Origin of the sequence: Roseovarius litorisediminis, assembly GCF_900172295.1 — a bacterium.
Classification (GTDB): Bacteria; Pseudomonadota; Alphaproteobacteria; order Rhodobacterales; family Rhodobacteraceae; genus Roseovarius; species Roseovarius litorisediminis.
In genome coordinates this window covers 240,671-261,264 of the sequence record NZ_FWFL01000001.1, presented here as the reverse complement: position 1 = coordinate 261,264, position 20,594 = coordinate 240,671, and the positions used below count along the sequence as shown (strand labels likewise).

General features: G+C 57.3%; 21 protein-coding genes. 12 read left to right on the top strand and 9 right to left on the bottom strand.

What is annotated here, in order from left to right:
• The first annotated feature begins 43 nt into the window (after positions 1 to 43).
• The 3 genes from hemB to PEL8287_RS01175 all read left to right on the top strand — a co-directional run bounded on the left by hemB (position 44) and on the right by PEL8287_RS01175 (position 2,403).
• On the top strand, positions 44 to 1,057 hold the full coding sequence (gene hemB / locus PEL8287_RS01185) for a porphobilinogen synthase (protein ID WP_085890533.1): 1,014 nt from the start codon (positions 44 to 46) through the stop codon (positions 1,055 to 1,057).
• 44 nt (positions 1,058 to 1,101) lie between these two features.
• Complete coding sequence (locus PEL8287_RS01180) at positions 1,102 to 1,737, top strand: hypothetical protein (RefSeq protein ID WP_085890532.1); 636 nt, start codon at positions 1,102 to 1,104, stop codon at positions 1,735 to 1,737.
• A gap of 105 nt (positions 1,738 to 1,842) precedes the next feature.
• On the top strand, positions 1,843 to 2,403 hold the full coding sequence (locus tag PEL8287_RS01175; protein ID WP_085890531.1) for a lipid-binding SYLF domain-containing protein: 561 nt from the start codon (positions 1,843 to 1,845) through the stop codon (positions 2,401 to 2,403).
• 78 nt (positions 2,404 to 2,481) lie between these two features.
• Here the strand turns inward: PEL8287_RS01175 and PEL8287_RS01170 are convergent, their stop codons facing one another.
• Positions 2,482 to 2,751, bottom strand: a complete 270-nt coding sequence (locus PEL8287_RS01170) for an usg protein (protein WP_085890530.1) — start codon at positions 2,749 to 2,751, stop codon at positions 2,482 to 2,484.
• A gap of 222 nt (positions 2,752 to 2,973) precedes the next feature.
• Between PEL8287_RS01170 and gyrA the strand changes: the two genes are divergently transcribed.
• The 5 genes from gyrA to PEL8287_RS01145 all read left to right on the top strand — a co-directional run bounded on the left by gyrA (position 2,974) and on the right by PEL8287_RS01145 (position 10,202).
• Positions 2,974 to 5,679, top strand: a complete 2,706-nt coding sequence (gyrA, locus tag PEL8287_RS01165) for a DNA gyrase subunit A (RefSeq protein WP_085890529.1) — start codon at positions 2,974 to 2,976, stop codon at positions 5,677 to 5,679.
• Positions 5,680 to 5,837: 158 nt separating this feature from the next.
• The gene (locus PEL8287_RS01160; RefSeq protein ID WP_085890528.1) at positions 5,838 to 6,404 is read left to right on the top strand and encodes a hypothetical protein; all 567 of its coding nucleotides are present in this window, start codon (positions 5,838 to 5,840) and stop codon (positions 6,402 to 6,404) included.
• A 292-nt stretch (positions 6,405 to 6,696) separates the two neighbouring features.
• Positions 6,697 to 7,545 carry an NAD-dependent epimerase/dehydratase family protein gene (locus PEL8287_RS01155; protein WP_085890527.1) on the top strand — a complete coding sequence of 283 codons (849 nt, stop codon included), beginning with the start codon at positions 6,697 to 6,699 and terminating at the stop codon, positions 7,543 to 7,545.
• Positions 7,542 to 8,159: a sugar transferase gene (locus tag PEL8287_RS01150; RefSeq protein WP_085890526.1), complete on the top strand. Its 618-nt coding sequence runs from the start codon at positions 7,542 to 7,544 to the stop codon at positions 8,157 to 8,159. The genes PEL8287_RS01155 and PEL8287_RS01150 overlap by 4 nt, the downstream gene beginning before the upstream one ends.
• Before the next feature lie 165 nt (positions 8,160 to 8,324).
• Entirely contained in the window at positions 8,325 to 10,202 is a 1,878-nt protein-coding gene (locus PEL8287_RS01145) for a polysaccharide biosynthesis protein (protein ID WP_085890525.1), read from the top strand.
• Positions 10,203 to 10,314: 112 nt separating this feature from the next.
• Here PEL8287_RS01145 and PEL8287_RS01140 read toward each other — a convergent pair whose 3' ends face one another.
• On the bottom strand, positions 10,315 to 11,259 hold the full coding sequence (locus PEL8287_RS01140) for a LysR family transcriptional regulator (RefSeq protein WP_085890524.1): 945 nt from the start codon (positions 11,257 to 11,259) through the stop codon (positions 10,315 to 10,317).
• Between the two features lie 106 nt (positions 11,260 to 11,365).
• Between PEL8287_RS01140 and PEL8287_RS01135 the strand changes: the two genes are divergently transcribed.
• Both PEL8287_RS01135 and PEL8287_RS01130 read left to right on the top strand, forming a co-directional pair.
• On the top strand, positions 11,366 to 12,010 hold the full coding sequence (locus tag PEL8287_RS01135) for a glutathione S-transferase family protein (protein WP_176228525.1): 645 nt from the start codon (positions 11,366 to 11,368) through the stop codon (positions 12,008 to 12,010).
• 47 nt (positions 12,011 to 12,057) lie between these two features.
• The gene (locus tag PEL8287_RS01130; RefSeq protein WP_085890522.1) at positions 12,058 to 12,339 is read left to right on the top strand and encodes a DUF4242 domain-containing protein; all 282 of its coding nucleotides are present in this window, start codon (positions 12,058 to 12,060) and stop codon (positions 12,337 to 12,339) included.
• Between the two features lie 132 nt (positions 12,340 to 12,471).
• On the opposite strand, the gene PEL8287_RS01125 is transcribed toward PEL8287_RS01130, so the two are convergent.
• The 3 genes from PEL8287_RS01125 to PEL8287_RS01115 all read right to left on the bottom strand — a co-directional run bounded on the left by PEL8287_RS01125 (position 12,472) and on the right by PEL8287_RS01115 (position 15,902).
• Positions 12,472 to 13,947: a carboxypeptidase M32 gene (locus PEL8287_RS01125; protein WP_085890521.1), complete on the bottom strand. Its 1,476-nt coding sequence runs from the start codon at positions 13,945 to 13,947 to the stop codon at positions 12,472 to 12,474.
• A gap of 1 nt (position 13,948) precedes the next feature.
• A complete protein-coding gene (ctaA, locus tag PEL8287_RS01120; protein ID WP_085890520.1) occupies positions 13,949 to 15,091 on the bottom strand; it encodes a heme A synthase in 1,143 nt (380 codons plus the stop codon).
• A 64-nt stretch (positions 15,092 to 15,155) separates the two neighbouring features.
• The gene (locus PEL8287_RS01115) at positions 15,156 to 15,902 is read right to left on the bottom strand and encodes an RNA methyltransferase (RefSeq protein ID WP_085890519.1); all 747 of its coding nucleotides are present in this window, start codon (positions 15,900 to 15,902) and stop codon (positions 15,156 to 15,158) included.
• Positions 15,903 to 16,094: 192 nt separating this feature from the next.
• Between PEL8287_RS01115 and PEL8287_RS01110 the strand changes: the two genes are divergently transcribed.
• Entirely contained in the window at positions 16,095 to 16,715 is a 621-nt protein-coding gene (locus tag PEL8287_RS01110; protein ID WP_085890518.1) for a thiamine phosphate synthase, read from the top strand.
• Between the two features lie 64 nt (positions 16,716 to 16,779).
• Here PEL8287_RS01110 and olsA read toward each other — a convergent pair whose 3' ends face one another.
• The 3 genes from olsA to PEL8287_RS01095 all read right to left on the bottom strand — a co-directional run bounded on the left by olsA (position 16,780) and on the right by PEL8287_RS01095 (position 18,679).
• Positions 16,780 to 17,613: a lyso-ornithine lipid O-acyltransferase gene (olsA, locus tag PEL8287_RS01105; protein ID WP_085890517.1), complete on the bottom strand. Its 834-nt coding sequence runs from the start codon at positions 17,611 to 17,613 to the stop codon at positions 16,780 to 16,782.
• Positions 17,610 to 18,377, bottom strand: coding sequence for an L-ornithine N(alpha)-acyltransferase (gene olsB, locus PEL8287_RS01100; protein ID WP_085890516.1), 768 nt, complete (start codon positions 18,375 to 18,377; stop codon positions 17,610 to 17,612). The genes olsA and olsB overlap by 4 nt, the downstream gene beginning before the upstream one ends.
• A 119-nt stretch (positions 18,378 to 18,496) precedes the next feature.
• Positions 18,497 to 18,679: a DUF3553 domain-containing protein gene (locus PEL8287_RS01095; protein ID WP_085890515.1), complete on the bottom strand. Its 183-nt coding sequence runs from the start codon at positions 18,677 to 18,679 to the stop codon at positions 18,497 to 18,499.
• 28 nt (positions 18,680 to 18,707) lie between these two features.
• On the opposite strand from PEL8287_RS01095, the gene PEL8287_RS01090 reads away from it, so the two are divergent.
• Positions 18,708 to 19,307, top strand: coding sequence for a histidine phosphotransferase family protein (locus tag PEL8287_RS01090; protein WP_176228524.1), 600 nt, complete (start codon positions 18,708 to 18,710; stop codon positions 19,305 to 19,307).
• Here PEL8287_RS01090 and PEL8287_RS01085 read toward each other — a convergent pair.
• The gene (locus tag PEL8287_RS01085) at positions 19,304 to 20,569 is read right to left on the bottom strand and encodes a glutamate-5-semialdehyde dehydrogenase (protein ID WP_085890513.1); all 1,266 of its coding nucleotides are present in this window, start codon (positions 20,567 to 20,569) and stop codon (positions 19,304 to 19,306) included. The genes PEL8287_RS01090 and PEL8287_RS01085 overlap by 4 nt on opposite strands.
• Positions 20,570 to 20,594 lie beyond the last annotated feature (25 nt).

The window sequence follows — 20,594 nt, the reverse complement described above, 5'->3', positions numbered from 1 at the left end:
TTCCATGTCACTCAGTATCGGAATTCTATTGGAAAGCCCCGCTATGCGCCCGACCCAAGCTTCTTTTCCCGCCACGCGCCTGCGCCGCACCCGGAAATCTCCGGCCATTCGCGCTCTTGTCGCCGAAAATACCCTCACCGCCGCCGATCTGATCTGGCCTGTTTTCGTCCGCGAAGGCGACAATATTGAAGAGCCGGTTACCTCGATGCCCGGCGTGGTCCGCCGCAGCGTTGACCGCGTGGTCGAAGCTGCCCGCGATGCCGCCGATCTTGGCATTCCCGCGATCTGCCTCTTTCCTTACACCGAGGCGCAAAATCGTACCGCCGACTGTGCCGAAGCCTGGAACCCCGACAACCTTTCAAACCGCGCCACCCGGGCAATCAAACAGGCCGTGCCCGGGATTGCGGTCATGACGGATGTCGCCCTTGACCCCTATTCCGACACTGGCCACGACGGTTTTGTCGTGGACGGTGAAATCGTCAATGACGCCACGGTCGAAGCTCTGGTCAAGCAGGCGCTGGCTCAGGCCGAAGCGGGTGTCGATATCATCGGGCCTTCTGACATGATGGACGGGCGTATCGGCGCCATCCGCTCTGCGCTGGAATCCGCAGGCCATCAGAACGTTATGCTGATGTCCTATGCCGCGAAATACGCCAGCGCGTTTTACGGGCCGTTCCGTGATGCAGTCGGCGCCAGCAACGCGCTTAAAGGGGATAAGAAAACCTATCAGATGAATCCGGCCAACACGCACGAGGCGCTGCGTTGCATTGAACGCGACCTCTCGGAAGGGGCCGACATGGTGATGGTTAAACCGGGCATGCCCTATCTGGACATCTGTCGCCGGGTCAAAGACCGCTTTGGCGCACCGACATTTGCCTATCAGGTTTCCGGTGAATACGCGATGATAATGGCCGCCGCCCAGAACGGTTGGATCGACGGTGATCGTGCCATGATAGAAAGCCTTCTGGCTTTCAAACGCGGGGGCTGTGACGGGGTGCTGACTTATTTCGCCCCAGCCGCGGCAAAGGCCTTGGCACGGGGGACTGCCTTGTATTAATTGGGGACTGTAAAAGGTATCGTGGTATCGGTGAGTGGGGGCTCATGGGAAAAGTTTTCAACAAATATACACCGTCATTTCGCGCGCCGTCGGGGCCGAGCTACCCAAAAATGGATGCGCGCTATGTGGACGAGATTTACCAGACAAGCCTTACGGTCGTCGACCATTCGGTTGATCCGGATATCGTTACGCTAAGCTGTCGTGCGATGCATGACGGCACCCCTGCCGGTTTTGATTTGTCACTGCCACGTGTGTGCTATGCCGGATTGTCCGGGGACGCACGCAAAGCGACAGTCAAATCGGGGGCAACGATGCGCCCCGGCGCCGTTTTCACCCACTCCGGCCGGGAAAGCGAAACCTTTACGCGGGCGCTGGCGGGCGGGCTTGGGCTGCCGGTCGCACCGGCCCGAAATGATCAATTACATGATGATATCGCATTCAGCGTGATCCATCTGTCTGCAAAAGACATAGAGCTGACCCAAACCAAAGCGACGTTCAAGCTGATCTTTGAAGCCGCTTCAAGTGCTCGTCTTTACTGGGAGGCACGCCTGATCGTCGACCTGCCCCTCAAAACAGTGCGACTGGCCGAACAATGCGCCAGTTACCGTGCGGCGATGGCGGCGACGTTCTGCAAATCATGGGGACCCGAGCGAACCATGGGGATGCAACATCTCGCCTAACGCTACAATCTCTAGTGACAGCAACCGCCTGAGACACTATAGTTATCCGCAGTTCGGTTCGCGCAAAGAAACCGGCATCAAATCAGGCAACACACAGGCAATATCATGAGCAATCTTTCCAGACGCAGCTTTACGCTTGGCGCACTAGCCGGCGTCCCCCTGTTGGCCGCTTGCGGCAACGGTGTGGGCAGCAAAGGCGCCGAAAGGATCGACGCGCGCGTCGATTCAACCCTGAACCACCTCTACACCAATTATCCCAACACCCAGTCACTGGCTGCCAAATCGACCGGCATGCTGGTAATGCCGCTGGTAACCGAGGCCGGCTTTGGTCTGGGCGGAGGCTATGGCCGCGGTGCGTTGCGGATCAATGACACAACTGTCGATTACTACTCGGCGACAAAAGGCAGCATTGGCCTGCAGATCGGCGCACAGCAGTTCGCCCATGTTATGTTCTTCATGACTGAAGACGCACTTGAGAAGTTCCGCCGATCCAATGGTTGGGCCGCCGGCGCCGATATCGAGTATGTGTTCAACGACCGCGGCGAGAACATCCGTGCCGAGACCACAACCGCTACCGCGCCTGTGGTTGCGGTTATTTTCGGCCAGGCCGGACTTTTGGCCGGGGCGTCGTTGGAAGGTATGAAATACAGCCGGATTATTCCCTGACCCAAGCACCACGAAAGGGCGCGCCTGCCCTCTTATCGTATTTGCAGCAAGGCGCGTTTCATAACGCGCCTTTTTGCGTCAATGCAGCGTAAATTCACCGGTGACATGGCGCCATTCGCCTGGCCCGATCAGTTTACGATGGGTAAAGCTGACGGAATGTAGCGGACCTTCAAGCTCGCGCTGCCAGAATTCGATGAATTCAAACATCCGCGGATGGTCCGGTGCCACATCGTAATCCTGCCAAATGAATGTGTTCAGCACATGCGCATAATCCGGCATGTGGTAAAAGAATTCCGCTGTCGTCAGCCCATAACCTTTCAGCATCATTTCTGTCTCTGACATCTGCATTTTTCTGCTCCTGCTTTTGCCCCCTGTCCCCATGATGCCTGAAAGAAATTACTTTTCAATAAAAACAGTGTGTTAGCAATCATACCCTGTGGCTGCCAAGCCCAAGCTATGACAACCATTGCACCCAATATCCGCCCTCTGATATAGTGCAAACAACAATATATAGAAAAAACAGACAGGACGGGCACCCAAGTGAGCGACACGCCTCAACCCCCTGAAAATATGGATGAAAATCCTCCGGAACGCCCCGTTTATGACGGGCCGAGCATCTCGATCGAAGACGAGATGAAAACCTCTTATCTGGATTACGCCATGTCCGTCATCGTCAGCCGGGCGATTCCGGACCTGCGCGATGGCCTGAAACCGGTGCACCGGCGCATCCTTTATGCGATGTTCGAGACCAACAATACCCACGATAAACCCTACCGCAAATCCGCGCGTCCGGTTGGCGATGTCATGGGTAAATACCACCCCCATGGCGACAGCGCGATCTATGACGCCCTTGTGCGGATGGCGCAGGATTTCTCGATGTCGCTGCCGTTGCTGGATGGACAAGGCAACTTTGGCTCGATGGATGGCGATAATGCCGCCGCCATGCGCTATACCGAGGTGCGGATGGACAAACCCGCCAGCGCCCTGCTGGCTGATATTGAAAAAGACACTGTCAACTTTCAGGACAATTACGACGGCAAAGACCGTGAACCAACCGTCCTGCCCGCCCGTTTCCCCAATATGCTGGTCAATGGTGCCGGGGGCATTGCCGTCGGTATGGCCACCAACATCCCGCCCCATAACCTGGGCGAAGTGGTCGATGCCACGCTTGCCCTGATCGACAACCCCGATCTGACCAGCGAAGAACTGATCGAATATGTGCCCGGCCCCGATTTCCCGACAGGCGGCATCATGCTGGGCCGTACCGGTGCGCGCAAAGCTTATCTTGAGGGGCGCGGTAGCGTCATTATCCGCTCGAAAACCCGTGTAGAAGAGATCAGGAAAGACCGCTACGCCATTGTTATTGATGAGATTCCCTATCAGGTGAACAAATCGGCGATGATAGAAAAAATCGCCGAGGCCGCCCGCGACAAAAAGATCGAAGGCATCGCCCACGTACAGGACGAATCCGACCGCAACGGCGTGCGGGTCGTGGTTGAACTCAAACGCGACGCCACTGCCGAGGTGGTGCTGAACCAGCTGTTCCGCTTTACCCCCATGCAGACCTATTTCGGCTGTAATATGCTGGCCCTCAATGGCGGTCGCCCCGAACAACTGACCCTGCGCCGCTTCCTCACCTGCTTTATCGCGTTCCGCGAAGAGGTTGTCGCCCGCCGCACAGCATTTGAGCTGCGCAAGGCCCGCGAACGAAGCCATATCCTGTGTGGTCTGGCCGTGGCCGTCAGTAACGTCGATGAAATCGTGGCGACCATCCGCAGTTCAGCCGATGCGGCCGAGGCACGTGAAAAATTGATGAACCGCCGCTGGCCTGCCGGTGACATCCTGGAATATATCGCGCTGATTGATGATCCCACTCACAAGGCCAATGACGACGGCACCTATAATCTTTCCGAAACCCAGGCCCGGGCAATCCTTGATTTGCGGCTGCAACGCCTGACCCAGCTGGGCGTGAACGAGGTAACGGACGAACTGCGCGAACTGGCCGGCAAGATCAAGGAATACCTAGCTATCCTTGCCAGCCGCGAACGTATCATGCAGATCATCAGCGACGAGTTGCGCGAAGTTCGCGAACAATTTGCCGTGCCCCGCCGCACTCAGATTGTCGACTGGTCCGGCGACATGGACGACGAAGACCTGATCGAGCGTGAAGACATGGTCGTGACCGTCACATCCGGCGGCTATATCAAACGTACCGCCCTGGCCGATTTCCGCGCGCAAAAGCGTGGCGGCAAGGGCCTGAGCGGCATGCAGACCAAAGAAGAGGACGTGGTTACCACCCTCTTTGTGGCCAATACCCACACTCAACTGTTGTTCTTCACCACCGACGGCATGGTCTACAAGTTGAAAACCTGGCGCCTGCCTCTGGGGGGACGAACCTCTAAGGGCAAGGCGATCGTCAACATATTGCCAATTCCCACCGGCGTCTCGATTGCCGCGATCATGCCGGTTGATGTCGCCGAGGATCAATGGGCCGATCTGCAGATCATGTTTGCAACCACCGCGGGCGATGTGCGCCGTAACGCGCTTTCGGATTTCACCAACGTGCGTTCCAATGGAAAGATCGCCATGGACCTTCCCGACGGGGTCGAATTGGTAAATGCCCGTATCTGCGACACCGATGATGACGTCATGCTGATCACCAAATCCGGCCGTGCCATCCGGTTTTCCACGACCGACGTACGTGTATTCAAAGGGCGTAAATCCACCGGCGTGCGCGGGATTCGCCTATCGGGTGATGACAAGGTCGTGTCGATGTCCATTATCCGCCATTTCGAAGCGACATCCGATGAACGTGCAGCCTATCTCAAGATGCGTCGCGCATTGGCCGGGGCCGCCGACGATGATGCTGTTTCAGATGAAGAGGCCGATGAAAACGCTTCGATCAGCCCGGAACGGTTTGAAGAGATGCAGGCGGCTGAAACCCTGATCCTTACAATCACAAGTGGTGGGGCAGGCAAGCTCAGCTCCAGCCATGGCTACCCGATACGGGGACGTGGCGGCATGGGTGTGGCCGCCATGGACAAAGCCATGCGCGGCGGTGATCTGGTCGCGTCTTTCCCGGTGCAGATTGATGACCAGATCATGCTGGCCACCTCAAAGGGTCAGTCGATCCGCGTGCCGGTCAAAGGCATCTCTTTCCGCTCGCGCAGCGCCGGCGGCGTCAAGGTTTTCGATACCGGCAGAAACGAGGTGGTCGTAAGCGTTGCCTGGATCGCAGAACAGAGTGAAGAAGAGACCGCCGAAACGGAGGAATAGGATTTTTCTGAAAAAGCCCTGTGAGAATTTCCCGAATGATCACCATTGGGGAACATTCCCGCCTAATTTTCGACTAATTGTAATTGCAGTCTATGATTGTACTCAACGTGTAATCAGTGTCTCTGTCTGCTCCCAATACTTCAATCAGGAAGAAAACTTTGGCACAGAAAAACGACCGTTGGCTCGACCAGACTGGTATGAACATCATCCGCATCGTGATCGGCTCTTACTTTTTGGGCGCGTCCCTTGATCTGGTTGACGGGGTGGATCAGACCGCTCTTCTTGTTCCATTTATAAACATTGAAGTTGCGGATCTGATCGGATCGACGCTTCTGTTTTCACTCAGTGTTGCCTTCATGACCGGCATCTTCCTGCGCACGACGGCGCTGATGCTGGCGCTTTTTGTTCTGTGTTCCAGCATCATTCAGAATTTCGTCGCGTTCGATCTGGGAAACGTTTCGGATTTCTGGCGCGATCTGACACTGGTCTGTGCAGTGATACTGAACTATTCCAACCTTGGTCGTCGAGAAATACGTAAAGCATCGGTTCTGGCGCGTCGCGCCCGCGCCCGCCATATCTTCGCCAAGGAAAACGTCACGCCCCGACGTGTCACTCCCGAAAACCTGTCTAAACGTCCGGTTCAGCGCGACATTCGCAATGCACTGTTTTCATCCAGCAGCCTCTATTCAGATGAAGACAGCGACAATATTTTCGCCAATATCTAAGCGTTTAAAAATCATGCGTCCACCAACAGCTGACGCGCGGTTTGATATGCCAAAGCAAAACGATCAGCAAAACCTTCCCCACCTACAGGACCACTGTTTTGTCGGACATTTGACCTATTGCAGCCCCTAAAGGTCGACCAGTATGCAGGCGTCCTGGCGGGTGTGCGATTTAATGCACCCTGAAAATTTACCAGCGTTAAAGCTGGATCACTGTTCACAACAGTTCCCTATCCCCTGTCATTGATGATAGATATCCTGCAACCCACCCGCAGGCTTAAAAGCAGACACCTCATTGACGCAGAACCCTACAGAAGCGGCCATTCTGGTTACTGGCGCCAACGGGCGGCTGGGGCAACTGTTGCACAGGGCCTGGTCACAGGTATTGCGCCCGGAACGGCGCATGATTTACCTGGCCAGATCCGCGCCGGCAGACCTGATCTGGACCCCGGACAAACCGCTTGACGCTCTGCCCGCCTGCAGCACGGTGATTGCCCTGTGGGGCGTAACATCAGGCACCGCTGAAGAACTGGCCCAGAACACCGCCCTTGCCCGGCAAAGCCTTGAACTGGCTCGCGCCTGTGGTGCGAAACGTGTGCTGCATTTTTCAAGTGCGGCGGTCTACGGGCCCGGCAGCAACATGCACGAATCCAAAGAACCTGCCCCGGTCACTGCCTACGGCCACGCCAAGCTGGCGATGGAGGCCGAAATCGCTGGTTTCCCTGCTGAAGGAATTCACCATTGCTGTCTGCGACTGGCCAATGTCGTCGGCGCCGACAGCTTGGCACCTGCCCTGCGCCCGTCGCCCCGCCCGTTGAGCCTGGACCGGTTTGGCAATGGCGACGGCCCGATGCGCAGCTACATTGCACCGGGTGATCTGGCCCGGGTCTTGATCGCCATGGCGCAACTTCCACCACACGCCCTGCCCGATACGCTGAATGTCACGTCCCCGAAACCCATTGCCATGGCTGCATTGGCCGATGCCGCAGGCCGCAATATTGACTGGCAAGATGCGCCGGAAACCGCGATTCAGACCGTCACGCTGGACGGGACCCGACTTGAACGCTTGTTGCCCGGCATCATTGACTTTACAACTGCGAGGTGGATGGTCGCGAACTGGCAGCAACTGGAGGCGGCCAAATGACGCCGACGAAACGGCTCGTGGATATCATTCTGGCACTCATACTCGCCGCGGTTCTCGCGCCGGTTGTTGCCGTGATTTCCCTGGCAATCCTGATCAGTGACGGCCATCCTGTGTTTTACCGGTCCGAACGGATGAAAACACCTGAAAAACCTTTCAATCTTTGGAAGTTCCGCACGATGCGCGCCGTACCGGACGACCACGGGGTCTCGGCTGCCTACAAGTCCCGTCGCATCACCCGGCTTGGTGCGTGGTTGCGCCGTCACCGGCTTGATGAATTGCCACAGCTTTTTAATATCCTGCGTGGCGACATGAGCTTTGTCGGGCCGCGGCCACCCTTGCGCTGCTATGTCGACATGTATCCGGCGCTTTATTCCCGCGTCCTGCAAAATCGTCCCGGCGTTACCGGCCTGGCCACACTGGTCTACCATCGCACCGAAGAAAAGCTTCTGGAAAATTGTCATTCTGCCTCGGAGACCGAAGAAGTATACGTCCGCCGCTGCATTCCGATGAAAGCCCGGCTGGATTTGATTTGGGCTGACAATCAAAGCCTTTGTTACGATTTGCAACTGATATGCCTGACCGCAACTCGGTTGTTCACATCAAATTTCCGTTAGTGGCAGTCTAACTTTTGGCCATTATTCTCCTTAAGATTGTTTTTCTTTGCGGCTGCAGAATTCCATACTTGTCCGTATTTGACCTGTGCGGCTATGCTGAATGCCAGCCCCACGGGGGTAATCTGATATGAATGCTACGGGCGATAGGCCTGCGGAGACAACTTAATGCTTTATAATCTGGCGATCTCTCTGTCACGGTCACAGAAACGCACGATCATTTTGTTCATTGATGTTCTTCTGATCGCAGTGGCGTATCTCCTGGCATCCTTGCTGCTATACGGTCTCAGCCGGGTATCACCCTTCGCAAGGCCTATGTTCTTTGACCTGGCTGTACTTCTTGGGGTTGGTGCGAACCTGATCGCCTTTCTCGGATTACACAAGATCAAGCTGAACGCCTACCAGATGCAGGGTGTTATCGAATCGGCTTTGGTCGCAGTGGTGTTGGTTGCCACCGGTGCCATGACATCCCTTCTGATCGCCAGTATCGACACACCTGTGCAGGTCTATGTCGTGACCGGCATGCTATACCTGATCCTGACTGTCATGGCGCGACTGACGATGCGTCAGGCCCTGCTGCAAATCTACCGACGGGGCACAGATCGCACCAATCTTCTGATCTATGGCGCCGGTCAAACCGGTCAGCAACTGGCCTCTGCGCTGGCCACAGACGACACGTTGCTGCCCGTCGCTTTCATTGACGACGATCCCCGTCTGCAAAGCCTGACAATCGCGGGTCTCAGGGTCCACCCCCCCGCTGAAATAGATGATCTGATTACCAAATACGATGTCGCCCGCATTGTTCTGGCCATGCCAAGCGCCGGTCGGGCAGTACAGTCGAATATCACCCAACGTCTGGCCAAAACTGGGATCGAAGTGCATGTCATGCCCTCTTTCTCGGATCTGATCTCAAAGGATGCCAAGGCGCTGTCCGACACCCATCCGATTGACTTTAACGACCTGCTTGGGCGCGAGCGTCTGGAAGAAGAGCTGCCCGGCGTCAGCGACGCCTACCGCAATCGGTGTATTCTGGTAACCGGTGCAGGCGGATCAATCGGGTCCGAACTTTGCCGCCAGATCGTTTCGTGTCGCCCCAGCAGTCTGGTGATGGTCGATCACGGCGAACATTCGCTGTTCCAGATCGACCGCGAATTGCGCGCTCTGGCCCCCGACATCGACGTCAACGCTGTACTTGGTTCGGTCACGGACAAATCGCTAATGTCCGCCGTACTGAAAAAGTGGGACGTGGATATAATCCTTCATGCCGCCGCCTACAAACATGTCCCGCTGGTCGAATCAAACGCCATTGAGGGCATGCGCAACAACGTTTTTGGCACCAAGGTGATGGCCGAAGCCGCGCGCGAAGCCGGGGTGGAGCGTTTTATCCTTGTTTCGACCGACAAGGCCGTGCGCCCCTCCAGCGTGATGGGTGCCTCAAAACGCTTTGCCGAACTGGTGGTGCAGGATCTGGCCACGCGCTCACCCTCAACCCGGTTTTCCATGGTTCGCTTTGGCAATGTCCTGGGCTCGTCGGGGTCGGTCATACCGCTCTTTGCCGAACAGATTGCTGCGGGCGGCCCGGTTACCCTGACCCATGCAGATGTCACCCGCTATTTTATGACCATCCCCGAGGCGGTGCGGCTTGTCCTTCTGGCCGGGTCATTCGCGCGCGGTGGTGATCTGTTTGTGCTGGATATGGGTGAACCGGTGCCTGTCTTGCAGGTGGCAAAACAGATGATCACAGGCGCCGGCCTGACCGTACGTGACGACGACACCCCGGACGGGGATATCGAGATTGAAATCACCGGCCTGCGCCCCGGTGAAAAGCTGCACGAAGAGCTGTTGATCGGATCGGACATGCTGACCACACCGCATGCCAAGATCATGCGCGCGCAAGAGGATCACCTGTCGGAAATCGAACTGGCCAAGGCCCTCAAGGCCCTGCGCGAAGCGATCGACGCCCGCAGCCCCGACTTGTTGACCTCAACCCTTGCCCGCTGGATTGAGAAGTTTGAAAAACCCGAGAGTGCAACAGTCAACGAATAAACGTTCATTTCGCAGATTCCGCTAAAAACCACGCGACGCGATCAGTTACCGATAATGTCGGCTTTGCGGACGAAGCGGTCGAACGGCATTTGTCTGATCCGATCCATTTCTCTTAGTTAGCGCATCTCTCCAACAGGTCCTCGAGATCCCGATTGTGCTGCTGCGCCCTTGCAGTGAACCAAGTGGCGAAGGTGCGCTGTATGAAGGACATTGCGACATCGCGGTGCCGGACAAGACGATATTTGTATGTCGTCTCGTATCGATGTGTCGCGCCAAAGGGCATCGTGAGCCGTCCGTCGGCCAGTGCATGAAAGGCCTCGACCAACCCTGCCATCACCAAGCCCTCTCCAGCAATCGAGGAAGCTAGCCCGGAGCCCGCCTTTGAAAAACGGATCCCGTGGGCAAGGCTCGACGGATCGATGCCAAAAGTCCGACCCCACTCGTCGAAGCCAATCCAATTCGGATCGCCAGTTCTGTTTAGAACGTGAATGAGCGGTACGCCACTTAGGTCCCGCATTCCCGGGTGAAGTCCGTGGCGGCATGCAAACTCTGGCGAACAGACCGGCTGGACAGAGTCTCCGAAAAGCAAAGTTTCCTCGAAGGGGTCGCCTAGCGATTTACCATAGCGGATGGCAAAGTCGAAGGTCTCCGACGAGAGATCGTAATCCCGGTTCGAAGCATCGAGCCGAAGATCGGCTTGTGGGTGCATTTCCGTAAATTCGGAGACCACCAGCGCGAACCAGTTCTCAGCAAAGGACTCTGGCATGGTAACCAAGACCCGTTTAGCCGCCTTTTCTGGCTGCAGGTCTTCAAGCACGCCAGCGAGTGCCGAGAAGCCTGCGTTCAGGGCGGGCTGCATCTTCCGTGCCTCAGCGGTGGGTGTGGCACCCGTAGCCGACCGCTCAAAAAGACTTCGACCGATATAGTCCTCGAGTGCTTGGATACGTTGCCCGACCGCCGCCGGCGTGACGCCCAGCTCCTTGGCAGCGGCCGTGAAGTTTCCCTTTCTGAGCGTGGCTTCCAGAGCCCTTAGGGCATTGAGATGCGTGATCCTCATAGCCCGTTATCTCTAAAGGTTTTCTTTAATGGGGCCAAACAAATTCTGCCGTGCACCGGCGGCAGCCCTTTCCGATAGTTGGATTGGACACACCGGAGGAGAGCAAATGTACACACTGTACTGGGAATACATGGCGGGTTCGATCGTCGTACAGGCGACGCTGGAGTTGCTCGATGCCGATTACCGGATGCGGTACGTGGATATGGAGGCCAGCGAACACCTGTCACCGGACTTCCTGAAGCTGAATCCGGCTGGCCGGATTCCAGCTTTAGATCTGCCCAACGGCACAACGATTGGTGAGACGGCCGCAATCGTCACGATACTCGGCGAGAGTCATCCCGAGGAGCCAGTTGCACCTCAACCGGGAGAGCCTGATCGCGCGGCGTTCCTTTACTGGCTTAACGTCATGTCGACGGCGGGATACGTCACGTCAAGTCGCGTTGGCCATCCCGAACGCTTCGCCCGTGATGACACCGCCATCACTCAGGTCAAGGAGCAGGCCGACCGGGACTTCGCAGGCTTCTTCAGGCTAATGAACAAGACCATCGCCGGGGATGTCTTTTTTCTGGAACGTGGACTGACTGCGCTCGACTTCTACCTCACGATGCTCAGCGAATGGATCAGCGACAGGGAGGCATTGCTCAGGGGTTTGCCACGCCTTCGTGACCTCTGCGCTGCGGTTCGCGAAACGCCAGCATATCGGACGGCGCTCGTCACACACAGAATACCGTCCCTCGATGCGACCGGATAGTTCGCCGAGACCAAGGTGAAATTGGCACAGGACAAGGGAGACAGAAGATGAAAAAATTCGTAATCGAACGGGATATACCGGGCGTCGGCGAGATGAACGACGAAGAGCTCAGCGGCGCGGCGAAAACCTCTAACAAGGCCCTCGACCAACTTGCGCCGAAAGTGCAGTGGACCCATTCCTATGTGACGGGGTCCAAGACCTTCTGTATCTATCTCGCGGAGAGCGAAGAGGCGATCAGAAAGCATGCCGAAATCTCGGGCTTTCCGGCTAACACCATCACCGAAGTCACGCGTGTCATCGACCCGACAACGGAGAAGCGGCCTTACTAGGCAACGCCGTCGAAGCGATTGAACTCGCGTCGTGCCAAGGCCGGTCGCACCTGTGAAGCCCCGCTAGACCACGACTGCGTCACGTGTCGGATTCGGCCGCTTCGGGCTCAGAGCGGCCTCTCACCCAATCCGTTACCCCGGGTAAAGCGCCCGAAATTTTTCCTCCAGATAGGTCATCAACGGCCCTGCCGTGGGTTCAAACCCGCAGGCACGGGTGATCACTTCGCGCGGCTCATAAAGCCCGCCATGCACCTGCACGGCCTTTTGTAACCACGCCGTTGCCGCCGCCAGATCACCCTGCGCCAGCCGATCATCCAGATCCGGCAGAGCCTGTCGCAAGGCGCTGTGCAGGCACCCGGCATAGACATTGCCCAAGCTGTACGTCGGGAAGTAGCCAAACAGGCCCACTGACCAATGCACATCCTGCAAACATCCGTTTGACGCGCGATCCACCTCATAGCCGAAATCCGCTCTGAACCGGTCGTTCCACGCAGACTCCAGATCATTCGCCGCCAGATCACCGGCGATCAATGACCGCTCCAGATCATACCGCAGCATGATATGCAGGTTATATTGCACCTCATCGGCTTCGGTCCGGATATAACCGCGGTGCACCCGGTTTACAGATGCATAAAAAGCTGTCTCATCCGCCACACCCATGTCACCGAAAACGTCTCGCATCTGACCAAACAGGAAGTGGCAAAAGGCCTTAGAACGGCCTAGTTGGTTCTCGTAAATCCGGCTCTGGCTTTCGTGCACCCCCATCGACACGCCCTGCCCCAGCGGTGTCAATGTGTAAGTCGGGTCAATCGCCTGCTCGTAACAGGCATGGCCGGTTTCGTGGATGGTCGAGTAGATACAGTTGAACGGGTCATCCGCCGCCGTGCGCGTTGTGATGCGCACATCATCGCCGCTGCCCGAACTGAACGGATGCACCGCCTTATCCAGCCGCCCGCGCGCCATGTCATAGCCAAACAACTTTGCCAGTTGGCGCGCCAGTTTCATCTGCTTCTGCTCGTCGAACGCGCCGGTGATCGCGGGCACCGGCGCCTGTTCCAGCGCCGTTTGCCGCAAGGCCACCAGACCGGGCCGCATTTCGGCAAACATCTTGTCCAGATCAGCCGCAACCGCGCCCGGCTCGTAATCATCCAGCAGCGCATTGTATACATCGCCACCCTCGGCCAGGGCGGCCCCTTCTTCACGCTTGAGGCGCAAAACCTCGTCCAGAACAGGTGCGAATGCCTTGAAGTCATCCTCGCTGCGCGCCTCGGCCCACTGGCCCTGCGCCCGACTGGTCAGCCGGGCCAGGGCGCTGGCCAGATCACCGGGCACCTTGTTTGTCCGCGTATAACTGCGCCGGATCAGCCTCAGCTGCGCCTGCCCCACCTGATCCAGCGGTTCAGCTGCCGCCATTTCCAGCCACTCGCCCACACGCGGATCAGTGCGGCGGGCATGCAGAACCGATTGCATAGCACCGCTTTCCTCGGCCCGTTGGTGCGCAGCCCCTCGTGGCATCATGGTTTCCTGATCCCAGCCCAGACGCCCAGCCACCTGCGCCAGCGCCTGGGTTTCACGCTCAAACGCCATCAGTTTGTCATAGGCAGTCATCTCAGGCCCTCCGGATGGATTGAGGCAGCGGATAAAGGCTGAGGAATCGTGCCCGCAGGATCAGTACCCATAACAGAACCGCCAGCACCTGATGCACAATCGCCACCTGCCATGGCGCGCCATACAGCACCGTGGCAATACCCAGCACGACCTGACCACACAGCGCAACAAAAGCCGCGGTAAACGCAGCACCGGTCGCGCTGTTGGCACTGCGCCGTCCGCGCATCCAGACCATGATACCGAACGCGAGCAACAGATAACCGGTTATCCGATGGATGAATTGCACCAGGCCGGGGTTTTCAAAAAAGTTCCGCCAGCCCAGATCCGCCAGCCAGATACTGGGAGGCAGGACCTGCCCGCCCATCAGGGGCCAGTCGGTATAGCTGCGCCCGGCGTCGATCCCCGCTACCAGCGCACCGATGAGTATTTGAAGAAAGGCGAAATGCAGCCATCCTGTGGCAAGCCCGAACAGCTTGGCCTCTTTGCCGCGCCGCGCCTGCATCAATTCGCGCTCTTCGCGGCCCAACAGAAAGATATACCAGGCGATAAAACCCAGAATGACAAAGGCCAGTCCCAGATGCGTGGCCAGCCGATAGCTTGCCACATCCGTCATTGTCCCCGTCAGGCCCGAACTGACCATCCACCAGCCAACGGCCCCCTGCACCCCGCCAAGCGCACCGATGAACACCAGCCGTCCGGTCCAGCCGGCAGGGATCTTGCGCAGCGCCAAAAAGGCCAGAAACCCTACAGCCCAGACAAGGCCGATCACCCGGCCCAGCTGACGATGACCCCATTCCCACCAGTAAATCGCCTTGAAGTCTTCCAACTGCATCCAGCTGTTCTGTACCTGAAATTCCGGTATCGCCTGATACAGGGCAAATTCGGCCTCCCAATCGGCGGTAGTCAGTGGTGGCAGCGCCCCGGTCAGCGGTTTCCATTCGGTGATGCTCAGGCCGCTGTCGGTCAGCCGGGTCAGCCCGCCGACGGCAATCATCAAGGCCACAAGGGCAAACAAAACCATCAGCCAAAGGCGGATTGCGCTACGTGCGCGCCCGCGCCCCTTGTCGATCATCCCCCCCTGTGGCGCCTCTCGCCTGGGCGTGGTCTCGCCGACCTCTTCGAAAATGCTGCGTTTGCCGCTCATCGTGTTACCCCTTGCCTCACGTACCGAAAGGTTTAGTGCGCCCTCTGCGCGCCTTCAAGCGCACTCAGTCGCCCCGTTCTTTCCAACGGACCATCTGCCGCATGACCCCGTGCAACATCTGGACATCGGCTCGGGTCAACGGCATCCGGCTCCACATGTTACGCAGGTTGATCTTCATGTTTTCGGCCTTGTGCTCGGGAAAGAAAAAACCCGCCTCATCCAGCCGATCTTCGTAATGCGTGCTCAGCTTTTCAATTTCGATCTGTTCGGCCCAGTTGGTTTTGGCCATGTCCATGCGTTCGGGCGTGACCTGCGCCCCGGCCCGCTGCCATTCATAGGCAGTCAGCAACACACATTGCGCCAGATTGAGGCTGGCAAACTCGGGGTTCACCGGTACGTTGATAATCGCATTGGCCCGCGCGATATCGTCGTTTTCCAACCCTGCCCTCTCGGGTCCGAACATCACCGCTACGCGATGTCCCTCGGCAATCTTTTCCGCGGTCATCTGCATCGCGCGTTCCGGGCTGACAACCGGCTTGGTCAGGCCCCTCGCCCGGGCCGTAGTCGCGAAAACGAAATGACAATCCTCTAACGCCACCTTTGTGTCGTCGCATAGCATCGCCTCATCCAGCAAGCGCCCCGCTCCGCTGGCCATTGCCACTGCTTTTTGGTTCGGCCAGCCGTCGCGCGGGGCAACGATCCGCATCCGGTCCAGCCCGAAATTCCACATCGCCCGTGCCGCTGCCCCGATATTCTCGCCCATCTGCGGGCGGATCAGCACAAAGGCCGGCTGGGGTGTGTATTTCGGCATTTTCCTAAGGCTCCTTCGGGTCCTGAAGCCTCTTAGGACACTGCCAGCGCCAAGAAAACCCCAAGCCCTTTCTTCTTGCCGCAAATATCCCCACCGGGGGCATCGAATCTCTTGCCTTCAGAGCACGCCTTTCAGTGGTCAAAACAAAATCACTTCGCTATACGGGCGCAATCACCAGCAGGAGCGCCCGCAATGGCCGACACCGAGCAGCCGCAGATCTACCTGATCACCCCGCCCGAGATTGAACTCAGCAGTTTTCCGACGCAACTGGCAAAGGTTCTGGACACGCACGAGGTGGCCTGTGTCCGTTTGGCCCTGGCCACCCGCGACGAAGACCGAATTGCCCGCGCCGCTGACGCCTGTCGCGAAGTGACCCATGCGCGCGACATCATGCTGGTGATCGACACCCACCTTGCCATGGTCGACCGGCTTGGCCTCGACGGCGTACACCTTCCCGATGGGGCCCGCACGGTACGCTATGCGCGCAAGGAACTGGGGCCCGATGCCATCGTAGGTGCCTTTTGTGGCACCTCTCGTCACGAGGGGATGAATGCTGGCGAATCGGGCGCCGACTACATCAGCTTTGGTCCGGTCGGCATTTCCTCGCTAGGCGACGGCTCGCGTACCTCCTCAGATCTGTTTGAGTGGTGGTCTGAAACCATCGAAATCCCCGTTGTCGCCGAGGGCGCGCTTGATACCGACCTGATCGCTCAACTCGCACCCTTCACCGATTTCTTCGGTATCGGCGACGAGATCTGGCGCAACGACGATCCTGTCACCGAACTTGGCCGCCTGATTGCCGCCATGTCTTGAAGCAGGAGACGCGCGTTTGGATGTGATGAGAAATTTCCTTTAAAACGTACAAAACCTACGCCCCTCAGACGTCCAGACACGCCTGCGACATGCCCTGCCGGACAACCATTTCCAGATGCCCCGTTAACATTTTTCGATCGGGAAACTCATCAACCTTCACCGGCAGATGATAAACTACCTTCACCGATCCCTGCGGGAACGCCGCCAAAACCTTCAGCGCATGGGGCCCAAACCCCATATCTCCCCACCAGCCATAAAACCGGGGGTCCTGCCCCTTGGGCTCAGTATAAATCACCGTTACCGGCTGGATATACATCTCATGCCGCAAAGATTGGCTGAAGAACGCCTGAAAGAGAGTTGATTTAAAAGGTAAAACACGCAACCCGTCGGTTGAGGTGCCTTCGGGGAAAAATAGCAGTTTATGCCCTGCCAACAAACGCGCCTCAAACAGTTCGGTCTGTGCCCTGGCCTGTCTGGGGTCGCGGGCAATGAACACCGTGCCGGTGATTTTGGCCAGTACTCCTATCCCGGGCCAACCTGCCACTTCGGATTTTGACACAAAATATATCCGTTTTCGTGCATTCAACGCAAAAATATCCAACCAGGACGCGTGGTTAGCCACCACTGCACCTGGCAAGTTCATGCGCTCCCCCTCGATTTCGTGGCGCATCCCCAGCACGACAAAAGCAGCCCTGCAGACCCATTGGGTGATATAGGGGGTAACCGGCCGGTGCAGGCCGTAAACCGCCTGCTCGAACAAGCGGATAGCGGCGGTTACAACAACCCCAGAAAGGAGGATCAAAATCAATGCTCCGCCACGCAACACCACTCTGATCCAGCCTGCTGGTGTAATTCGGAAAAGGGGCGGTTCTGTTTCGGGCGTCCACTTCAGGTTCACTCCGTAACCCCTTTGGTATAAATTGTTTTTTGCTTTTCCTTCATCCGCGCAGTGTCCATCACCAGACAGACATCGGTGGTATTAAAGGCATGATCCACAAAAGCACCCTCGCCCACATAGCCCCCCAAACGCAGATAGGCCTTAATCAGCGCAGGCACCTGCAACATCGCGGCCCGCCGATCCAGATGATTTTCCTCAATCAGATCCATAGGCTGAAAATGCGCCGCATGCACCCTTACCCGCAATTCTTCCGGTGCCAGGTGCCGATGATGCAGCAAGGAGAGCGGTTGCGCCAGCTGATCAACGTCAGACCCATGAAAGCTGGCAACGCCAAACAGGATTTCTATATTGTAGTCAGCAACGTACCGGGCCAAACCATGCCAAAGATGGTACATTGCCACGCCACCCCGATAGGCAGGGTCCAGACAGGACCGGCCCAGCTCCATCATCCGGCGGCCCGAATTTGCCAGAACGCTCAGGTCATATTCATCTTCGGAGTAATATTGCCCTGCCAATTTCGCCTGATCATCCCGTAAAAGCCGGTAAACCCCTACAACAGCGCCATTATTATGCTCGTCAATCAGGATCAGGTGGTCGAAAAACTCATCAAACCGGTCAAGTTCAAGCCGCGCTTCGTGGTCCACCAGTGGGCCATTACCGCCCAACTCCTCAATAAAAACCCGATACCGCAAGCGTTGGGCCGCGCGCAATTCCTCCTTTGTTTCTGCTAGCTTAATGCTGAATTTTGGCTCCTGACAGGGCATCTGATCTTAGCTCCTCAAAGGCAGGAAGGTTTTAGGCGGACACAGGACAAATGGCAACGTGCACCCTGATGCCATATGGAAATCAACTTATACGTGTGTTAACCTCTTGGTAACCTGGATCAGGGATCAATAACGGGTATCAAATCAATCCGGGCGCTCTCGATGACAACTTTGCCCTGTTCGCGAAAGTTAACGGTTACCTTGCCTGAGATATTTGACTGCACCTGCCCAACACCCCAATCGGGACGGTCAGGATGCCGAACCAGCATTCCAGGTTCCAAAATCGCGTTCAGCCCCACCATGTCCGTTCCTTAATTTGGAGAAATTAGCTTGACCTACCATAGCCATAACCTGGCCGCGCTGATAGGGTCTCGTATTTGCCACGATCTGATCAGCCCCATCGGTGCCGTGACCAACGGATTGGAATTACTGGCTTTATCAGGAACTACTGATTGTCCGGAAATGACTCTGGTCAATGACAGCGCCGCCAATGCCAACGCCCGGATCAGACTGTTTCGCATGGCCTTTGGGCTGGCGTCTGCGGATCAGACCACAGGATCCCAGGAAATAAGAGATTTCCTCAAAGGCGTCTATTCCGATGGTCGCATCGTCGTCAACTGGATGCCGACGGGTGATCTTCTGCGCCGCGTCGCCCAGGCTGCGGTATTAAGCATCTTATGCGCAGAACAAGCGATTCCCTTTGGCGGAACGCTGACTATATCCGAGTCTGACGGACAATGGATCATTACCGCCACCGGCGATCGCCTCAAGGCTGACCCGGCACTTTGGGCGGCGCTCAAGGGATATGATGCCCCAAGGGAAATAGCCCCGGCGCATGTGCAGTTCATCCTGCTACCGGCGGTGCTGAACGAAATAGGGCGCCACTGCCACTATGATATTTCACCGTCCGGGGCGCGTATCCTGTTCTAACTGCGGATCGCACCATCGCCTTCGACCAGATATTTGAAACTGGTCAGTTGCGCCGCACCGACAGGGCCGCGAGCATGCATCTTGCCCGTGGCAATGCCAATCTCGGCGCCCATGCCAAACTCACCCCCATCAGCAAACTGGGTTGAGGCATTACGCATCAGAATTGCACTGTCCAGCCTTGCAAAAAAGGTATTCGCGGCACTGTCATCCTCGGTAATGATGCAGTCAGTGTGGTTCGATCCATACTTTCGGATATGCGCAATCGCGGCGTCGATGTCATCCACCACCTTTGCGGCAATGATGCTGTCCAGAAATTCACGGCCCCAGTCCTGATCGTTGGCCTGAATTGTGCCTTCGATCATCTTGAGTGTGGCATCCGCACGCACCTCAACCCCTGCATCCAGCAGCGCCTTTATCACCCCTTGCCCGATGGTGCTGACCACGTCGCGGTGGATCAACAGGCATTCGGCGGCACCACATATGCCGGTGCGCCGGGTTTTCGCGTTCATCACCACGCGCAAAGCCTTTTCCGGGTCGGCCTCTTTATCAATGTAAATATGAACAATGCCTTCAAGATGGGCAAAAACCGGCACCCGCGCCTCGCGCTGGACCAGCCCTACCAGCTCTTTGCCGCCCCGCGGCACGATCACATCCACAGTGTCCGTCATGGTCAGCAGCGCCTGCACCGCAGCCCGATCACGGGTCGGCACCAGCTGGATTGCATCCGCAGGCAGGCCTGCTGCCTGCAACCCTTTGATCAGGCAGGCATGAATCGCCGTAGAGGAATGAAAGCTTTCGGACCCGCCGCGCAAAATCACGGCATTGCCCGATTTCAGACAAAGCGCACCAGCATCCGCGGTCACGTTCGGACGGCTTTCGTAGATCACGCCGATCACCCCCAAAGGAGTACGCACACGGCGGATATGCAACCCGCTTTCCATGTCCCATTCGGCCAAAACTTCGCCCACCGGGTCATTCTGCCCGGCAACGGCGCGCAGCCCGTCCACTATCCCCTGAATGCGGCCTTCGTCCAGCGTCAGCCGATCCATCATTGCATCCGACAGGCCTTTTTCACGGCCGAACTCAAGATCTTTCTCGTTCGCCTCAAGGATCACTGCGCGGTCGTCCCACACTGCATCAGCCGCCGCCAAAAGCGCATCTTTCTTGGCTTCAGCCGTGGCCACAGCCAGCTTTGCTGCCGCTGCTTTGGCGCGGGCTCCGATGTCGGCCATCAGGGCGGGGATATTTTCAAGATCTTTCATCGCATCCAATCCTGCAAAATCTGGC

What these genes read in the sequence shown, in the direction of transcription:
- PEL8287_RS01130 (WP_085890522.1), top strand. Translation starts at nt 12,058, where the DNA reads ATGAAAAAATTCGTAATCGAACGGGATATACCGGGCGTCGGCGAGATG.
- PEL8287_RS01170 (WP_085890530.1), bottom strand. Translation starts at nt 2,751, where the DNA reads ATGCAGATGTCAGAGACAGAAATGATGCTGAAAGGTTATGGGCTGACG.
- PEL8287_RS01145 (WP_085890525.1), top strand. Translation starts at nt 8,325, where the DNA reads ATGCTTTATAATCTGGCGATCTCTCTGTCACGGTCACAGAAACGCACG.
- PEL8287_RS01175 (WP_085890531.1), top strand. Translation starts at nt 1,843, where the DNA reads ATGAGCAATCTTTCCAGACGCAGCTTTACGCTTGGCGCACTAGCCGGC.
- ctaA (WP_085890520.1), bottom strand. Translation starts at nt 15,091, where the DNA reads ATGAGCGGCAAACGCAGCATTTTCGAAGAGGTCGGCGAGACCACGCCC.
- PEL8287_RS01115 (WP_085890519.1), bottom strand. Translation starts at nt 15,902, where the DNA reads ATGCCGAAATACACACCCCAGCCGGCCTTTGTGCTGATCCGCCCGCAG.
- PEL8287_RS01110 (WP_085890518.1), top strand. Translation starts at nt 16,095, where the DNA reads ATGGCCGACACCGAGCAGCCGCAGATCTACCTGATCACCCCGCCCGAG.
- olsB (WP_085890516.1), bottom strand. Translation starts at nt 18,377, where the DNA reads ATGCCCTGTCAGGAGCCAAAATTCAGCATTAAGCTAGCAGAAACAAAG.
- PEL8287_RS01140 (WP_085890524.1), bottom strand. Translation starts at nt 11,259, where the DNA reads ATGAGGATCACGCATCTCAATGCCCTAAGGGCTCTGGAAGCCACGCTC.
- hemB (WP_085890533.1), top strand. Translation starts at nt 44, where the DNA reads ATGCGCCCGACCCAAGCTTCTTTTCCCGCCACGCGCCTGCGCCGCACC.
- gyrA (WP_085890529.1), top strand. Translation starts at nt 2,974, where the DNA reads ATGGATGAAAATCCTCCGGAACGCCCCGTTTATGACGGGCCGAGCATC.
- PEL8287_RS01135 (WP_176228525.1), top strand. Translation starts at nt 11,366, where the DNA reads ATGTACACACTGTACTGGGAATACATGGCGGGTTCGATCGTCGTACAG.
- PEL8287_RS01085 (WP_085890513.1), bottom strand. Translation starts at nt 20,569, where the DNA reads ATGAAAGATCTTGAAAATATCCCCGCCCTGATGGCCGACATCGGAGCC.
- PEL8287_RS01095 (WP_085890515.1), bottom strand. Translation starts at nt 18,679, where the DNA reads ATGGTGGGGCTGAACGCGATTTTGGAACCTGGAATGCTGGTTCGGCAT.
- PEL8287_RS01125 (WP_085890521.1), bottom strand. Translation starts at nt 13,947, where the DNA reads ATGACTGCCTATGACAAACTGATGGCGTTTGAGCGTGAAACCCAGGCG.
- PEL8287_RS01180 (WP_085890532.1), top strand. Translation starts at nt 1,102, where the DNA reads ATGGGAAAAGTTTTCAACAAATATACACCGTCATTTCGCGCGCCGTCG.
- PEL8287_RS01150 (WP_085890526.1), top strand. Translation starts at nt 7,542, where the DNA reads ATGACGCCGACGAAACGGCTCGTGGATATCATTCTGGCACTCATACTC.